The organism is Sulfitobacter sp. SH22 (assembly GCF_965641905.1).
Classification (GTDB): domain Bacteria; phylum Pseudomonadota; class Alphaproteobacteria; order Rhodobacterales; family Rhodobacteraceae; genus Sulfitobacter.
On the sequence record NZ_CBFFKI010000001.1, the window covers coordinates 13,872 to 30,437 of the forward strand.

Here is a 16,566-nt window from a genome sequence, read left to right on the forward strand (position 1 = left end):
CAGGGCGTATCGGGGATCAAGGGCCAAAGCTCTTTCGACTACACTCTTACAAAGCTAGGGTGTATCTATTGATATGCGTCAATACAGCTATCAGCGTGTTGCCTAGACCGTTTAAAGTATCGGTAATTCTGGACCGGGGGATAATACATGATTTTTGTTAACCTTTTCGGCACGGCATGACCGAACCTGTTGCGTCGTCCGAAAAGACCATCAGCATTTCAGTCGCCGAAGGCAAAGCGGTCTTGTCCGGCCAGTTGCTGATCGACACGTTGATGCAGCTAAAGGGCAACGGGATAGCCCCCATTCCAGATGGAATAACAGCGATCGATATTTCCGCCTTGTCCCATATGGATACGGCCGGTGCGTGGTACCTAGTCGATCAGCAGGTCCAGTCCAGGCGTCGCGGAGGCACGCTTTGCATCGAAGGGGCCACATTTGCGCAGGCGCAGCTGATCAAGACGGTTGAACAGAACATGCCGCCCGAAAATCCGCTGCCCGTTGCACGGCCCGGCATTGCCGACCGGCTCGAGATTTTCGGGAAAAAGATCACACGCGGGTTTCGCATGACGGTCGAACTTGTCTCGTTTCTGGGTCAGGTGATGGCGACATTGGGCGGGATCGTCAGGCATCCCAGCCGTTTGCGTCTGACGTCGGTGGTGCACCACTGTCAGGAAATCGGGGTGAGTGCGGTGCCGATCGTCGCCTTGATGTCGTTTCTGATCGGCGTGGTTCTTGCGTTTCAGGGGTCCGCTCAATTGCGGCAGTTCGGGGCCGAAGTCTTTGTGGTCGATCTGATCGCCATCTCGATCCTGCGCGAACTGGGTATCCTGCTCACAGCGATCATTGTCGCGGGCCGGTCCGGGTCGGCGTTCACAGCCTCAATCGGTTCAATGAAAATGCGCGAAGAGATCGACGCCATGCGCACGCTTGGCCTTGATCCGGTGACCATCCTCGTCGTGCCACGGGTGCTTGCCCTGATGCTGATGCTGCCCGCCCTTGGGCTGATCGCAGACATCTCGGGTCTGGTGGGGGGCGCGCTGATGTCATGGATCGACCTTGGCGTTTCGCCAATGGTGTTTCAAACCCGGCTGGTCAGCAACACAGATGTCTGGCACTTTGGGGTTGGTATGATCAAGGCACCGTTTTTTGCCCTGATCATCGGCATTATCGGGTGTTACGAAGGCATGAATGTTGGCGGGAATGCGGAATCTCTGGGTCGGTTGACCTCTGCATCCGTGGTATTGTCCATTTTCATGGTGATCGTGGTAGACGCGGTTTTCTCGATCTTTTTTGCGGTGGTGGGGGTGTGATGGAAACAATCGACGATCCTATCATCCGGGTGCGGGGGCTGGTCACGCGTTTCGGTACCCATACCGTACACGACGGGCTGGATCTGGATGTGCGCCGCGGCGAAATTATTGGCGTTGTCGGCGGTTCAGGCACGGGCAAATCCGTGCTGTTGCGCGCAATCGTGGGCTTGCTGGACCCGAATGAAGGTCAGATCGAAGTCTTTGGCCAAAGCGTGCGGTCTACATCTGACGAGCAGTTCCGCAGCTTGCGGCGCCGTTGGGGTGTGATGTTTCAGGACGGCGCGCTTTTCTCGTCGCTAACCGTGCGCCAGAACGTCGAAGCGCCGATGCGCGAGCAGTTGACGCTGGACGACAGCATACGCGAAACGCTGGCGGGCATTAAGGTGCGTATGGTCGGCTTGCCGGAAGATGCGATGGCCAAATATCCGTCCGAACTGTCGGGCGGGATGCGCAAACGCGCCGGATTTGCACGCGCCATCGCGATGGACCCCGAAATTGTCTTTCTTGACGAACCGACTGCCGGGCTTGATCCCATCGGTGCTGCCGCCTTTGATATTCTGATCAAACAGCTACAGGCCTCGTTGGGACTGACTGTTTTTCTGGTGACCCATGATCTGGACAGTTTGCACGCCATTTGCGATCGCATTGCGGTTCTGGCCGATCAAAAAGTATTGGCCGTGGGGACTATGGACGAAATGCTTCGCGTGGATCATCCTTGGGTGCACGAATATTTCCACGGGCCGCGTGCGCGCGCAGCGCTTTCATCTGCGCGACAAGAGGGGGCACATTGATGGAAACCCGCGCCAATTATATCCTGATCGGTATCTTTACGCTGCTGTCCATTCTGGGAACGCTGGCTTTCTTTATCTGGCTGGCCAGCTTTCAGGTGAACAAGCAATACCAAAGCTATGGTATCTTGTTCGAAGACGTGTCGGGGCTCGATCCTTCGGGGGAAGTGTCCTTTAACGGCATCACGGTCGGGCGGGTTATCGGCCTGCGCATCGCGCAAGAAGACCCCTCAAAGGTTTTCACAACCATCGAAATCGAAGCGGACACGCCGGTGCGGTCAGATACCGTTGCGCAGCTGCAATCCCAAGGCGTGACAGGCGTTGCTTATATTTCGCTGTCGGGGGGCACCCCTACGGCACCACCGTTGGTTGCAAATGAGGAGGGCTGGATGATCATTCCGTCGCGTCGCTCGACGGTGCAGACGCTTGTGCACGACGCCCCCGACCTGCTGATAGAGGCGACCAAACTGTTGAAGCAGTTTCAAACGTTGACCGGCCCGGAAAACCAGACCCATGTCGCCAACATTCTGTCCAATCTCGAAGCGTCTTCGGGGCGGCTGGATCGGGCGCTGAGCGATTTTTCCGAGATTTCCGGCACCGTCCGGGACGCGACCGCGCAAATCACGTTGTTTACAGACCGTCTGGACACGATCGGTGCCTCTGTTGCCACAACGCTTGAGCAGGCGGACGGCACTTTGGCGGCTGCAACTGATGCATTCAAAACAGCAGACAAGGCTTTCGCGGGTTCGGTCGGTGCGATCCAAAGCGCCGGAGAGACCTTTGACCAGGCAAAGCTTATCCTGCGGGATCAGGTGCCGGGCATTCTCGCTCAGGTGTCCGAGGCCGCATCCCTGACCAATGCGGCCATTGCCGATTTACAGACACGGTCCGGTGCCACGCTGGACGGGTTTGCCCAAACCGCCGGCCTTTTGAACGCCCGCCTGACCGAGCTTGAGGGATCGCTGAAAGACGCCAGTACCGCCTTTAATGCCGTGACCGAAGCATCAGACAGCTTTGACCACCTGATAGACGGTAGTGGAACATCACTGGTGTCAGAAGCCCGCGTGGTTCTGGCCGATGCCAGAACGGCCATTGCCTCGATCCAGACCGTTGTTGTCACCGATGTGCCGGCGATCATGACAGACATCCGTTCAGGCGTTGCGACCGCCCGCAAGGCCGTCGATGACGTGGCTACCAACCTGACGGGCCTGACCGACCGGTTTGACCCGGTGGTACAAGAAGCCCAGCAGGCCATTGCATCGGCAAATGCATTGTTCATCAGGGCGCAAAGCAGTTTGACCGTGATCGACTCGACGCTCATCGCTGCCGAAAGTGCGTTGGGATCATCCCAAACCACATTCGACGCGGCGACAAGGGTGCTGAACACGGATGTTGCCCCGATGATGTCGGATATTCGCACGGCTTCGGGGCAGATCAGCCAGGCCGTCAGCGAGGTCACCAAAGACATGCCCGCCATCACATCCGAATTACGCGCCCTGATCGCCCGAAGCGATAATGTCGCCCGCCAGATCCAGTCGGCAGTCGCCCAAAGCACACCCGGCATCGGTGATTTTGCCAGCAGGGGTCTGCCCGAACTGACGCGGCTCGCAGCCGAGGCGCGTACACTTGTGAAGACCCTTGGCGATTTGACACGCCGGATTGAACGCGATCCCGCGCGGTTTATTCTGGACGGTCGCGTTCCCGAATACAGGAGATAGATAGATGTCCAACTTGACCCGCCGCACGGCCTTGCTGGGTACGCTTTTTGCCCTGAGCGGTTGCAGTGCCATCACGTCGATCAATGCCGCGACCAAACCGCTGGATACCTATGATCTGCGCCCCGCTGCCGGATCGGCAAAGGGCCGCCGCACATCGCGCACATTGCTGGTTGCGCGTCCGCAGGCCCCCGCCGCACTGGCCACGGACCGGATCATGGTGAAACCTGATGCCGCGTCTATCACATACCTGCCCGATGCCCGCTGGAGCGATGAAATCCCGGCTGTGGTGCAATCCTTGCTGATCCGTAGTATCTCCGAAACTGGCCGCGTTGCATATGTCGGGCGCAGCGATGCAGGCCCGATCCCGGACAAGGCCCTGCTGGTGCGGATAGACGCATTCGAGGTCAATGCATTGGCCGATGGTACGTTTGAGGCTCAGCTTGATTTCGATCTGACCATCATCAATGACAAGGATCAGCGCGTTGTTGCCTCGCGCCGCTTTTCACAATCACAACCGGTGGCCAATGATAGCGCCAAGGCGATTGTGGCGGTCTTTCAGGAAGCCCTGAACGTGCTGTTGCCAGCAATATCGGATTGGGCAATCGAACGGATTTAGCCCGGAACGGCCAAAAACCCCCTTAGGGGTGCTAGCGGGGGTCAGTTACGGCGATGCACTGCGCCAAAGCAGATCGACCGCAACTGAAATTGGCCGTCTTTAGACCGGTGTGGCGTGTTTGTGGTGGTTCGTCCCCAATTCCACAAGCTTGGCCATTTCCACGGCGTAATCCTCTTGTGCTCTCTTAAGGAAGTCCGCTTGAATTTGCTGGATTTCAGCGATGCCTTTGGCCTGCAAAAGGGCCTGTTGGGTTTGAATATCCTCTTTGACGCGCTCTGACATGAAAGTCAGCATTTCATGACCAACCTTGCTCATGGCTTCGAGCCATTCTGGTCCAAATCCCGGCATCAGCGCCGTGCTGGCGTTTTGCATCGCATCAATGAGGACGTTCATGGGTGAGACTGTGTCTTTGCTTTTGTCTTTGGTCGTCATTTTCAATCCTCGCGGTTTGTGGAAGCCATTAGAATTGCGCAAAACCGGATTCGACAATTGACGAACATCAATTGGTTCCGACCAATCGGCGGGTTTCGGCTTTGGCCGGGGCACAGATATGTTTGGGCGCAAACCGCGATTTCAAGAACTGGCAGTTCAGGGCATTAGAGGTCTGTTCCGGTAGGGGGCAGGATCGTATGCAAAGCTTTGCCGATAATTTGTTTGGCATTCTATTTCTGGAATGTTGCGTCGAACATTGTCTGTCCGGACGCCGTGAAGCGCACAATCCGGGTCTCTGGGATGCGTGTTGCCCAGCCCAGATTTTCCATATGGGTCAGCAGCGCACGACCAAGACTACCTGCAAGATGCGTCCGGCGCTCGCTCCAGTCCAGGCATTCCCGGCAAAGGGGGGATTTTTTCGCCCGCAGGCTATCCAGATCAATTCCGAAGTTGCGAGCAAAGCTCGCTCCCGCCTTCGTTAACGTAAGCCCATTGGCACCAATGTCGAGAAACCCTTGCCGCACAAAACTGTCATACATCTGTATGCCCATATTGCCTGCGAGGTGCTTGTAGCACACGCGCGCCTTCCGAAGTTCCTCATCGCGTGGCCCAGTTCGGGTTCGTAAGTGTCCTGAACCAGCAGCCAACCCCATCAGGGCTTCGAGCACATGGGCCACTTCTTCATTCGTAAGAGAAAAGTACTTGTGACGCCCTTGTTTGCGCGGAATCACCAGGCCGCCTTCATCCAGTTTCGCCAGATGCGAGCTGGCGGTTTGCAGGGTAATTCCTGCTTCCTGAGACAATTCAGTCGCAGTCAAAGCTTTGCCGCTCATCAAGGCTGTCAGCATGTTGGCGCGTGCGGGATCACCGATCAGCGCGGCAATGTGGGCTATGTCTGGGCCATATTTCATAGTTCGACCGTAGTCGAAGCATTTCAGTGTGGCAATGCGTTAGACCTGAGACAAATCATAAAAGAGGACCGCCATGCTGACCTGTATCATCCGCTATCACATTGACCCGACGAAGAAAGAACAGTTTGCGCAATATGCCCGCAACTGGGGCCAAGCTATCCCGCGCTGTGGCGCTGATTTGGTTGGGTATTACGCACCGCATGAGGGGTCGAGCACGCTGGCTTATGGGATCTACAACATCCCCTCACTGGCCGAATACGAAGCTTATCGAGAACGGTTGGCAAGTGATCCACTTGGCAAGGAAAACTATGAATTTGCTCAGAAAGAGAAGTTTCTGCTGCGCGAAGACAGGGTGTTTCTCAAATTGGCTTCTGCCCCGCACGGGGCGCTGAAATGATCGCCGTCATATTCGAAGTGGAGCCCGCACCAGGGCAGCGGCAGAGGTACCTTGATATTGCAGCCGAGTTGCGCCCGCTTCTGGATGAAATCGACGGTTTCATCTCTATCGAACGGTTTCAATCCTTAACCCATGAAGGGCGGATTTTGTCACTGTCCTTCTGGCGCGACGAAGCAGCGATTGCTGAGTGGCGAAGGCTGGAACAGCACCGCTTTGCACAATCGGAAGGGCGCTCAGGGGTGTTTCAGAACTATCGATTGCGGATTGCTGAAGTTTCTCGCGACTACGGCCTGTTCGAGCGCAGTCAGGCTCCTGCGGATTCCGTGCAACATCACACTATTGAAGGGGCGGAAAAATGAATGAAGCAATGTACATAATCTTTGCGGCATGGACCGCACTCGCCGCCGCTGCAATGTCTCCGGGTCCCAACATGGTCGCCGTCGCCTCACGCAGCCTTGGTTCGGGGAGGAGGTCGGCCTTGCTGGTTGCCTTTGGCATCGCGCTTGGAGAATTTGGCTGGACACTGAAAAACCTCGGCCAGATCGCTGATGGAGTACGCGCACCGGGCCGAAACCCGCCAGGAACACCTTGCCGATCTGCGAGAGATTTACGGCTACAAGATGTTCTCGGATCAGGGGGCACGTGATCTGAAAACATGGTTGGTACGGGAAGCGAAAACAGCACGTTGAAGATCGAGCGACTGACAACCGCCGTCCCTGACGACGCGGAAGAGCTTGTCCTTGATCTCTATCGGCAACTTCCAGATATCCGCATCACCGATCTGCTTCTGGAAGTGGATGAGGCCACCGGATTCACAGACGCTTTTACCCATCTGCGAACCGCTGCGCCTTGTAACGACAGGATTGGGCTGCAGAATGTTCTGCTGGCGGAGGGGCTGTATCTGGGCCTGAGCAAGATGGCCCCGCATTAAGCGTCAGAATAACGCCGCTCATCTGGCAACGCGGCTGGATTGGTAATGGACAAACACCTGGGCCATCGCCGCAGACGCCAGCCGTGACAAAACACCGTCTGCGCGGCTGGTCAGAACGATGGGAATGCGGGCACCCAGAACGATCCCCGCCGCATCAGCCCCGGCCAGATAGATCAGTTGCTTGGCGATCATATTGCCCGCTTCCATATCCGGCACGATCAGAATATCGGCGTCGCCTGCGACCTCGGACCGGATGCCTTTTGTCTCGGCGGCGGTTTTGGAGACGGCGTTGTCAAAGGCCAATGGTCCATCCAGCACACCACCGGAAATTTGCCCGCGCTCGGCCATCTTGCATAACGCAGCAGCATCAACGGTAGACGGGATACTGGGGGTCACGGTTTCAACTGCGGACAGCAGGGCGACCTTTGGCACAGAAATTCCAAGGGCCAGCGCAAGGTCTATCGCATTCTGCACAATATCGCGTTTAGCCGACAGGTCGGGAAAGATGTTTATGGCCGCATCGCTGATGAACAGGGGCTTCGCGTAATTGGGGACATCTAGCGCGAAAACATGGGTCATCCGTCTTTCTGTCCGCAGGCCCGTCTCTTTGTTTACGATCGGTTTCAACAATTCGTCGGTGTGGATCTTGCCTTTCATCAGCATGGCAACCTTGCCTTCGCGGGCCAGTGCGACAGCCCGCTCAGCCGCCGCATGACTGTGCGGCACGTCCACAATCTCGATCCCCTCAAGATCAAGCCCGGCCTCGGCCGCTGCGGCTTCGATCTTTGCTTTCGGGCCAACAAGAACCGGAATGATCATGCCCTTTTCAGCCGCCAGCAGGGCTCCCTCAATCGAAAGCGCATCGCAGGGGTGAACGACAGCGGTACGCACCGGCGCGAGGGGTTCCGTCTTTTTCATCAGCTCGTCAAAACGGGCACCCCGTTCGTGCAAATGTACCTCTGGCAGCAGGGCGCGGGGGCGGCGCACCTTTTGGGTCGGGGCCACTACCACCGCCTGACCCTCGATGACGATTTCGTTGTTCTGATTTGTGCAAATGCAGCGAAGGGTCACGTGATGATCGTCAGCACTTTTATCCGTCACAGTGACGCATACGGTGATCTTATCGCCCAAACCCACGGCCTGCCGGAAGTTCAGGTTCTGGCTTTGGTAGATCGTTCCGGGGCCGGGCAGTTCGGTGCCAAGCACGGCAGAAATCAGCGCGCCGCCCCACATGCCATGCACGATCACCTTGTGAAACATATCTGAGTTAGCAAAATCCGCGTCGACATGCGCCGGGTTCACATCCCCCGACATGACCGCGAAAAGCTCGATATCGTTTTGCTTCAAGATGCGCGTCAGCTCGGCGCTGTCTCCGACTTTGATTTCATCGAAGGTTCTGTTCTCGATATATTGCATAGAATTTTGCCTTGCGTCTGGATCGGTTCAAGCGTCGGTCAGGTATGGGTAACTAGGAGCATGGTAATTTTCGCAGCACCGCCGCAAGCGAAAACGTCAGGAAAACCGGCGATCCGCATTTACCTGACGCTGCTGATAAAACCAATCTAATCATCGGCATATTGTCGCAACGGGCAGCGCCCAAGTTGATGCAAATCATTTTCTGAGGTGGGCTGTCTGACAGGATGGGGGCACCTCTTGCCAGAGGCATCCGCGGCCATGCGCGCAAGAGCCAAAAGCGTTGGGGCAGTGTTGACGAAGCCGTGGTTTTACTGATCACTGATGCCAGGCGCACCCAGAAACGGCTGTGGTGAAACGCGCATTCCGGAAAGGCCGATGATATTTTGAAACGCAAAAGATTAGCCAAAAGATCACCACGGCACCTGCCGCCGGGGTCCGAACCAGGGCCGATCCACATCCCCCAAAGTTCGGGCGTTCCAGTGATCGGGATATTTGCCTATGGCCCTGACAGCGTGCACGAAGACCCGGACGCAGACATTTCGACAATTGCAAAGCTGCGTGAAACCTTTCCTGTGATCTGGGTCGACGTTGTCTTGTCCGGTGATGCAACGCTCCTGTCAGGCCTCGGGGATGCATTCGGGCTGCACAAGCTCGCGCTTGAAGACGTCGTTAATACCCACCAGCGCCCCAAAGTCGAAGAATATCACGACCATCTTTTCATCATCGCCCTCATGCTGAATGAACACGAGAATGACGAGACCGAACAGGTGTCATTCTTCCTTGGCGACGGGTACCTGATTACCTTTCAAGAACGGTCCGGTGATTGCTTCAGCCGTGTCCGCGACCGGATTTTGCAGGGCAAGGGGCGGATCAGGGGCGCAGGCTCCGACTACCTTTGCTATGCGTTGCTGGATACGATCGTTGACGGTTTTTTCCCCGCGCTCGAACACTTGGGTGAAACCCTGGAAGATCTGGAAGATCGCGTGGTAAGCAAACCTGATCCGGGGAATGTGGCCGAGTTGCATGATATGAAGCGGAGCCTGCTGATGCTACGGCGGGCGATCTGGCCACAGCGGGAAATGTTGAACACTCTGATCCGCGACGAACACCCGCTGATTTCTGCCCAGACGACGCCATTTCTGCGCGACTGCTATGACCACACAATCCAGTTGATGGATATTGTGGAAACCTATCGTGAAATCGCCTCGGGGCTGGTCGACGTGTATATCTCAAGCATCAGCGTAAAGCTGAACGAGGTCATGAAGGTTCTGACCATCGTCGCCACCTTGTTCATGCCGCTGGGGTTTATCGCAAGCCTGTATGGCATGAATTTTGACCGCACGACGTCCCCTTGGAACATGCCCGAACTGGGGTGGTATTTCGGATATGTCTTTGCCGTGTCTTTGATGGTCGCGTCAGCCAGCGGTCTGTTTTGGTACATCTGGAAGAAAGGCTGGCTGAAGTGAGCCGTCAAATCGCCGTGATCGCCTCGGACAACAGGGCGCGCACCTGACCTGCAACCTCCTGAAGCTCGGGGTTGTCGATGGCCTGCATGGATGCAACAGGGTCGACCGCGCTGACCTCAACGCCACCCGGCACGTCACGCAGGATCACGTTGCACGGCAGCATGGCACCGACCCGTGGCTCGATCTTGATGGCACCGTAAGCCAGTTTGGGGTTACAGGCCCCAAGGATAAGATAGGCTGGCATCTCGGCCCCGAGTTTGTTTTTCATTGTTGCCGCGACATCGATTTCGGTCAGCACGCCAAAGCCCTTTGCCAAAAGCGCCGATCGGGTGCGCGCCTCGATATCCTGAAAAGGGGCATCTTCAAACAGTCTGTTGATCGTATAGCTCATGAATTTTTCCTTGCTGTTTTTACTGCCTCAGAGCCCGTCAAAGCGGTACAAAAACCGGACAAGCGGATTTGACAGTTTCGGACAGAATACCAGCGGCACGGATGATTACTTTGACCTAGATCACTATCTGCCCTGGATTCTCAAGGGTCGTTGCGACGGTTTCCGCTATCTCAGTTTCATCAGTTCTTCTCTGAAGGCTTCGGTTGGGGTGCGCCATCCTAGACACTTTCTGGGGGTGCCGTTCAAGCGATCACAAATCGACTTCATGTCCCGATTTGTTAGCGTGGCCACGGGCGCGTCACGTGGCAGATATCGACGCGCTCGCTTGTTCAGGTTTTCCACTGAACCCTTTTGCCAAGGTGATTGTGGATCACAAAACCAGGCCTCTGTTCCGATCACTGGCTTGAGTTCACGCCAGTTCCTGAACTCAATCCCACGATCAAAGGTGATGGATTTACGGGCTGGCTGGGGAAGGGGTTCCATCACGCCCATGAGCCGGTTCATCAGATGCGTCGTGCTGCGGTCGTTGTTGCGGAACAGGACGGCAAAGCGCGTCTTGCGTTCGACCAATGAGGCGACGTTCATCTTGCCTTGAGCACGCTCGAAGATCATCAGATCACCCTCCCATTCGCCAAACGTCTCGCGGGTATCAACGTAGTCTGGTCGTTCATGGATGGATCGATCCGGTGGAAACACAAGGCCACGTGGCTTACGCGAATGATGCGGTCTTCGTTTCTTGCGGCGGTTTGGCAGGTAGCGGGCAAGTTCTCTGGATTGGCCATCGGGGCCGTAAACGTAGGCATAGATCGTCTCATGGCTCACGCGCACGGTCTGACCCTCGAAGTACAATCGGCCTGCGATCTGTTCGGGTGACCAACCTTCTTTGAGCTGTTTGATCACAGCTTTGCGCAACCCATCCAGGCGTACCAGTTTGCGACGGCGCGCGCGTCGATCCGTGGCATAGTCCTGCGCGTTAACTCCATAATACCCATTCAGATAAGGGATATCTTCATCGTTGTAATAGTTGCGCTTGATCTCGCGGTAGACTGTGGATCTATGCCTGCCAATCTCAGCCGCGATTTCACCGACTGACATTTTAACATTCAACATATCCTCGATCGTGCGCCGTTCACGCAGGTTTAGCTCTGTATGGGCCATCTTTCATTCTCCTTGCTTTCCAGCAAGATAGGGGAAATTTCGCAACCCAGTATAGAATGTGCCCCCATAGGAACGAAAAAATCTGATAAGGTTAATTATGTTAATAGTCAGCAAATGCCGACTTGCAACAGAGCCGTTTGCTTACCCGCCAATGTCGATCTTGCAATCAATGCCCGCGACCAGTTTGCCGTCGGGGTTATCCAGCTTCAGGCGAACCCCGAACGTGTCACTCGCCGCGTCAAAAACGCGGTCGATCACGATCACCTCGGCATCGTACTCGCCACCAATCGGGGCGGCGGGTTTGACTTTGGCGATTTGGCCCAGCTTTACGTTGTTGAAAACGTCGGTGGGCAAAAACACCTCGATATGCAGCGGGTTGATACGGGCGATCTGGATAATGGGCGCTTGGGCAAAGACGTATTCGCCGGGCCCGATCATGCGGGTGATGACGATGCCATCGACGGGCGCGTGAATGTCGCGCCTTGCCAGCTGTGCGGCGACGCGGGTTTCATCCAGCGCGGCAAGGCGCTTTTCAAATTCCGCCTGACGCAATTCGAGGATGGCTTGCTGGTGCTGGCTGACAGCTGATTCAACAACGGATTTGGCCAACAGGTTTTTCGCCCCCAGATCTTTTGCACGCTGCGCCTCGTTCGCCAAAAGATCAATCCGGCTTTGGGCAATTTCAAGGGGCGACGTGTCGGTCGCGCGGGCACGGGCATAGTCCAAAGCGACCTGTTCGGCACCAGATTCCAGTTTGGCGACAAGCTGCCCTTCGGTCACCAGATCGCCACGTTGAACCGAAACGCTCTGGATAATTCCCGCCTCGGCGCTGCCGATCTCGACAACAAGGGACGGGTCCATCAGGCAGTCGTACTCTCCTGCCCAAGCCCCAGAAGTGCCAAGCGCGATCGCCAGTGCGGATGTCAGTGCAAAAGTCTTCATCATCGTCTCCATCATTCTCCGCGCCCGCTGAACGCAAGCAATTCATCAAGGCTATCATCCGCCTTGAGCAAGTTTTGGCGAATACCGCTGTTGCGTTTTTCGCTGGCCCATTGTGCCAGATTGACCGACGGGCGCGCGATAAAACCGGGCACCCACCCCCTGCCCCACGCGGTCAGCGCGATCAGCGGCTTTAGCTTGCGCCCATAGAACACCCGCAGCAGATCATCTTGCAAGGATACAAAGGTGATATGGCTGCCGGGATCACCCTGACGGGCGGCACGGCCATAAAGCTGCCGGTCAATCCGCGCTGCATCATGGCGCCCGGTCGCAATAACATGCAGCCCCCCAGCAGCGCGGGTGGTGTCATCCAGCGCAATATCAGTGCCCCTGCCCGCCATGTTTGTCGCCACAGTGATACGACCCGACAGGCCCGCTTGGGCGATGATCTCTGATTCAGCTTCATTCTGGCGGGCGTTCAGCACACGGTGGTGCAGCCCTTTCTGGGTCAAAAGCCCGCTTAAATGCTCAGACGCCTCCACCGATTGGGTACCGATCAATATCGGCCGTCCCTTTTTGTGCCGCCGGACGATTTCCCGCAGAACCGCCTGCCACTTGTGATCGCTTGTGGCATAGCAATATTCGCCCTTATCCCACCGCCGCGACCGCTTGTTGGTGGGTACCCTGCGCGTGCGCAGCCGGTAGACCGAACTTAGCTCGCCCGCGACTTCCTGCGCAGTGCCGGTCATACCCGACAGACGGATGTAGCGTCGAAAGAATTTTTGATAGCTGATGCGGATCAGGGTTTCCTGACGCATCGAAATATCAACGCCTTCCTTTACCTCGATCATCTGGTGCAAACCACGTTCCCACGACCGGTCTGCCATGACACGGCCCGTGTATTCATCCACGATCTGAATGCTTTCGTCCTGAACCAGATAATGTTTGTCTCGCTTGTACAGCCACAGGGCCGATAATGCCTGACGGCCCAATTCCTCGCGGTGAGTTTCGGTGGCCCAGACCCCGCCCAATTGCTGCGTCGACCGTCTGAGCTGGGCCTTGCCAAGGTCGGTGAAATCAATCCGGAAATCGCGTTCCGACATGGTGAAATCGCGCGGTGTTTGCATGGTGCGGGCGGTGTTGATGGCTTGGCGATAGATCGTTTCCATCTCGGATGTGTCGCCTTTTTGCGCGATGATCAGGGGCGTGCGTGCTTCATCAACCAAGACGGAATCCGCTTCGTCAACGATGGCAAAACACAATCCACGCATCATGACCTGTTCGCGGCGGGCGCGGCCCTGCAACAACCCTTCAAGCGCCATATGCAGCGGGCGCGTCTCGGCCTCGAGGATCAGACGGTCCTTTAGATAGTCGAACGCGAGCTGTTTGTTGGTGCAATAGGTGATGTCGCAGGCATAGGCGGCGCGGCGTTCGTCGACATCCATGTCTTCAAGGATAACACCGACGCTGAGCCCCAAAAAGCTGAACAACGGTTTCATCCATTCCGCATCGCGGCTGGCCAGAAAATCATTGACCGTGACCACATGCACCGGCACCCCGGACAGCGCCATGACGGCGGCGGTCAATGTGGCGGTCAGCGTCTTTCCTTCGCCCGTCGCCATCTCGGCGATCTGCCCTTGCAGCATGATCAACCCGCCAACAAGCTGAACATCGAAATGCCGCATCCCAAGCACGCGGCCCGATGCCTCGCGCACCAAGGCAAACGCCTCGGCCGTGCTGTGGCGGCCCAAGCCGTTGACCTGCAAATCTTCGGCCAAAGCGACCCGCATTTCAGCAAGTTCCGAATTGCTAAGGGTCTGCAACTTGCGCCCTGCCCGTATCACCCGCATCAGGAACAGCCGTTTTGAGACCGGACGGCGGGCAAAAAGCTGCTGCAAACGGCCATAGGCATTCGCCATGATCCGGTCCGGCGTGCTGAGCCTTTCATCGCTGCGTTCGGGGTAGAACCCGCCCAACAGACCGGGCCGCAAGATCATCCGGTCAGACATTATACAGCCTCAGGAACAATTGCCGCAAGGAACGGTAAGCTTGGAATCCAAGCGGCATATAGCCGTGATCGAATCGTACCCTCACGCGGCGCCCCAACAAGATATCCTCCGAAGGCGATTGCATCAGGATTTCGATTTCAAAAAACCGCCCCAGCGTCTTCACCCCATTGGGATCACCGGGATCAACCGGAACCTTGCCCCCGCCAGCGGTGCCTAACGCAGGTGTCGGCAATTGCTGCGTGGCACCGGGAACCTCGCGAAGGATTTCCGCGCGCAGGGGTTCGGGGTTCCATTCCACCGGGATCACGCTGACCGAATTGGTGTCATTGCGCACCAGATCAACGTTGTTCTGGCTGACCATCACCCGCACGGTCTGGGTGTCGCGGGGCGATACGACATAGCCCACGACACTACCTTTTGCGATAAACGTGCCCTCAAGATCGGCAGCGTTGGGCAGCACGGCCATGCCTGACCGCGGGGCCCTGATATCAAGCGCTTCAATCTCTTCAACCAGACGGGCGCGGTCGTTCAACACCACGTCGATTTCTTCGGCAATCAGGGCCGATTGCACACGGTCACTGCGGATAAGCGAACTGCGCTGGATTTCCAGCCCGGCCAATTGCGCGTCAATCAGGTCAAGCCGGGCCCGCATGAACGGATCATCCAGCTGCAACATCAAATCACCCGGTTCGACTGGCTGATCTGTAGAAGTTGCCACCTTGGTGACAAACCCGTTGGTGCCTGCGCGCACCTGCGCTTGCTGGCTGGGCCAGACCACGCCATCGACGATGCTATAAGACGGGAACGGCATCAGGAAAAACGCGGCCAGGACAGCCGCAAGAATGCTGACGGTCGTTAAAATTGCGCGGGGTCGGTTGCTGCGGAGCTTTGGACTTCCAGACAAAAAATTGATCCCTTTTCCGATGGGCAGCAAAAGCTGTGTGGTTGCAGCCCAGATGGCAAGCACCACCCCGATGATAAAAAAGCGCCCTGCGATATAGGCGATGATCGCAAACATGATGAACATGCGATAGATGAACGCCGCAACACCGTAGCAGACGAACCAGATGCGTTCAGACCAAAGCGAGGTGATCTGATCCGCCTCGCGCATCCCGTATAGATAGCGTTGTATCAGATAGGTCAGGTAGTTGGTGGATCGTCCGCTGAGGTTGGGAATTTCGATCCAATCCGCCAGTACGTAATAGCCGTCAAAACGCAAAAGCGGGTTCCCGTTGAACAGCAAGGTCGAAATGCCCCCGATGAGCATCACGTTAAAGGCAACCGCATGCACCGCGCCGGATTCAGCATTCAGCCAGACGAACAACGCGATAGAGGCCAGCAGCAATTCGATCATGATGCCGATGCCACCCACCAACATGCGTTTCCGCTTGTCCCTGAAAGCCGACGCAGCAGAGGCATCCACATAGGGCACAGGGATCAACACCAGAAACATGATCCCGATTTCGTGCACTTCTCCTCCGAATTTCTTGACGGCATAGCCGTGTCCTAATTCGTGAAAGGCCTTTACCACCGGATACACCAGCCAAAGCACGGCCAGGTTGCCGGGGTTCAGAACACGGTCGCCGATGTTCGACGTCAATGCACCGATGTTCATCGCGGCAAACACCCCCGCCGTCAGCACCAGCAGCAGCCAGATCACAGCAAAGGTTTTCGTCAGAAACGGACGCGCCAAGGGCAACGTTGCGGTCAGGAAACGGTCAGGGTCCCAAATCGGGATGCGCACGGCCAGCGGGGACCAGATCTTTTGCTTGATCTCCATCCGCTTGTGGCGCTGATGCCGGCGGAAAAGTTCGCGACTGTCGGGCGACACATCGGCAACCAGCGCATCGGCCGAATGCAACTGCCCCAGCAGCCGGATCGCTTCGTCCTGGGTCGGGGCGCGGTCTCCAAGCTGTTCGTTCGCGATCTCCCAGACTTCGCCCAGGCTGCGCTTGCCGTCCAGCAGACCCACCATGCGGTACGCGGCAGGTGAAAACCTGTGCGACCGTCCGGTGGCCAGATCCTGCAGGATAAACCAGATGCGGCCGCGATAATCGTGGCGATAGATGTTCACATGTCTGCGG

16 protein-coding genes and 2 pseudogenes are annotated in these 16,566 nt (G+C 56.7%); 10 read left to right on the forward strand and 8 right to left on the reverse strand.

All coding sequences use genetic code 11. The features are described from left to right. The first annotated feature begins 176 nt into the window (after positions 1-176). From ACSQ13_RS00065 to ACSQ13_RS00080, 4 genes are read left to right on the forward strand one after another with little or no spacing between them, the layout of a single operon-like run. Positions 177-1,310, forward strand: a complete 1,134-nt coding sequence (locus ACSQ13_RS00065; protein WP_373028116.1) for an ABC transporter permease — start codon at positions 177-179, stop codon at positions 1,308-1,310. Further along, on the forward strand, positions 1,310-2,101 hold the full coding sequence (locus ACSQ13_RS00070) for an ABC transporter ATP-binding protein (protein ID WP_295510128.1): 792 nt from the start codon (positions 1,310-1,312) through the stop codon (positions 2,099-2,101). Before ACSQ13_RS00065 ends, ACSQ13_RS00070 begins: the two co-directional genes overlap by 1 nt. Then, positions 2,101-3,816: an MlaD family protein gene (locus ACSQ13_RS00075; protein ID WP_295510130.1), complete on the forward strand. Its 1,716-nt coding sequence runs from the start codon at positions 2,101-2,103 to the stop codon at positions 3,814-3,816. Before ACSQ13_RS00070 ends, ACSQ13_RS00075 begins: the two co-directional genes overlap by 1 nt. Positions 3,817-3,820: 4 nt before the next feature. Next, on the forward strand, positions 3,821-4,432 hold the full coding sequence (locus ACSQ13_RS00080) for an ABC-type transport auxiliary lipoprotein family protein (RefSeq protein WP_295510133.1): 612 nt from the start codon (positions 3,821-3,823) through the stop codon (positions 4,430-4,432). 99 nt (positions 4,433-4,531) lie between these two features. Here the strand turns inward: ACSQ13_RS00080 and ACSQ13_RS00085 are convergent, their stop codons facing one another. After that, positions 4,532-4,864 (reverse strand): phasin family protein, encoded by a 333-nt coding sequence (locus ACSQ13_RS00085; protein ID WP_295510135.1) that lies wholly within the window; start codon positions 4,862-4,864, stop codon positions 4,532-4,534. A 230-nt stretch (positions 4,865-5,094) separates the two neighbouring features. Then, positions 5,095-5,775, reverse strand: a complete 681-nt coding sequence (locus tag ACSQ13_RS00090; RefSeq protein WP_295510137.1) for an ArsR/SmtB family transcription factor — start codon at positions 5,773-5,775, stop codon at positions 5,095-5,097. A gap of 73 nt (positions 5,776-5,848) precedes the next feature. On the opposite strand from ACSQ13_RS00090, the gene ACSQ13_RS00095 reads away from it, so the two are divergent. The 5 genes and pseudogenes from ACSQ13_RS00095 to ACSQ13_RS00115 all read left to right on the forward strand — a co-directional run. Beyond that, on the forward strand, positions 5,849-6,172 hold the full coding sequence (locus tag ACSQ13_RS00095) for an NIPSNAP family protein (protein ID WP_295510138.1): 324 nt from the start codon (positions 5,849-5,851) through the stop codon (positions 6,170-6,172). Further along, complete coding sequence (locus ACSQ13_RS00100) at positions 6,169-6,531, forward strand: antibiotic biosynthesis monooxygenase family protein (protein WP_295510140.1); 363 nt, start codon at positions 6,169-6,171, stop codon at positions 6,529-6,531. The genes ACSQ13_RS00095 and ACSQ13_RS00100 overlap by 4 nt, the downstream gene beginning before the upstream one ends. Positions 6,532-6,584: 53 nt before the next feature. Continuing rightward, positions 6,585-6,683: pseudogene (locus ACSQ13_RS00105) on the forward strand (LysE family translocator); the annotation flags it as partial. Positions 6,684-6,720: 37 nt separating this feature from the next. Continuing rightward, positions 6,721-6,861 (forward strand): DUF4158 domain-containing protein, encoded by a 141-nt coding sequence (locus tag ACSQ13_RS00110; protein ID WP_295510143.1) that lies wholly within the window; start codon positions 6,721-6,723, stop codon positions 6,859-6,861. After that, positions 6,834-7,094: pseudogene (locus tag ACSQ13_RS00115) on the forward strand (Tn3 family transposase); the annotation flags it as partial. The gene ACSQ13_RS00110 and the pseudogene ACSQ13_RS00115, both read left to right, overlap by 28 nt. Positions 7,095-7,121: 27 nt before the next feature. Here ACSQ13_RS00115 and ACSQ13_RS00120 read toward each other — a convergent pair. After that, positions 7,122-8,519, reverse strand: coding sequence for a bifunctional enoyl-CoA hydratase/phosphate acetyltransferase (locus tag ACSQ13_RS00120; protein WP_295510145.1), 1,398 nt, complete (start codon positions 8,517-8,519; stop codon positions 7,122-7,124). A gap of 479 nt (positions 8,520-8,998) precedes the next feature. Between ACSQ13_RS00120 and corA the strand changes: the two genes are divergently transcribed. Then, a complete protein-coding gene (corA, locus tag ACSQ13_RS00125) occupies positions 8,999-9,985 on the forward strand; it encodes a magnesium/cobalt transporter CorA (RefSeq protein ID WP_295510148.1) in 987 nt (328 codons plus the stop codon). A 4-nt stretch (positions 9,986-9,989) separates the two neighbouring features. On the opposite strand, the gene ACSQ13_RS00130 is transcribed toward corA, so the two are convergent. The 5 genes from ACSQ13_RS00130 to ACSQ13_RS00150 all read right to left on the reverse strand — a co-directional run bounded on the left by ACSQ13_RS00130 (position 9,990) and on the right by ACSQ13_RS00150 (position 16,556). Beyond that, positions 9,990-10,376, reverse strand: coding sequence for a DUF302 domain-containing protein (locus ACSQ13_RS00130; RefSeq protein WP_295510151.1), 387 nt, complete (start codon positions 10,374-10,376; stop codon positions 9,990-9,992). Between the two features lie 165 nt (positions 10,377-10,541). Further along, the gene (locus ACSQ13_RS00135; RefSeq protein ID WP_295510153.1) at positions 10,542-11,534 is read right to left on the reverse strand and encodes an IS30 family transposase; all 993 of its coding nucleotides are present in this window, start codon (positions 11,532-11,534) and stop codon (positions 10,542-10,544) included. Positions 11,535-11,675: 141 nt separating this feature from the next. After that, positions 11,676-12,479 (reverse strand): efflux RND transporter periplasmic adaptor subunit, encoded by an 804-nt coding sequence (locus tag ACSQ13_RS00140; RefSeq protein ID WP_435988047.1) that lies wholly within the window; start codon positions 12,477-12,479, stop codon positions 11,676-11,678. An 8-nt stretch (positions 12,480-12,487) separates the two neighbouring features. Continuing rightward, the gene (locus ACSQ13_RS00145; protein WP_295510015.1) at positions 12,488-14,482 is read right to left on the reverse strand and encodes a preprotein translocase subunit SecA; all 1,995 of its coding nucleotides are present in this window, start codon (positions 14,480-14,482) and stop codon (positions 12,488-12,490) included. Beyond that, the gene (locus ACSQ13_RS00150) at positions 14,475-16,556 is read right to left on the reverse strand and encodes a peptidase M50 (RefSeq protein ID WP_295510018.1); all 2,082 of its coding nucleotides are present in this window, start codon (positions 16,554-16,556) and stop codon (positions 14,475-14,477) included. The genes ACSQ13_RS00145 and ACSQ13_RS00150 overlap by 8 nt, the downstream gene beginning before the upstream one ends. Between the last annotated feature and the right edge of the window lie 10 nt (positions 16,557-16,566).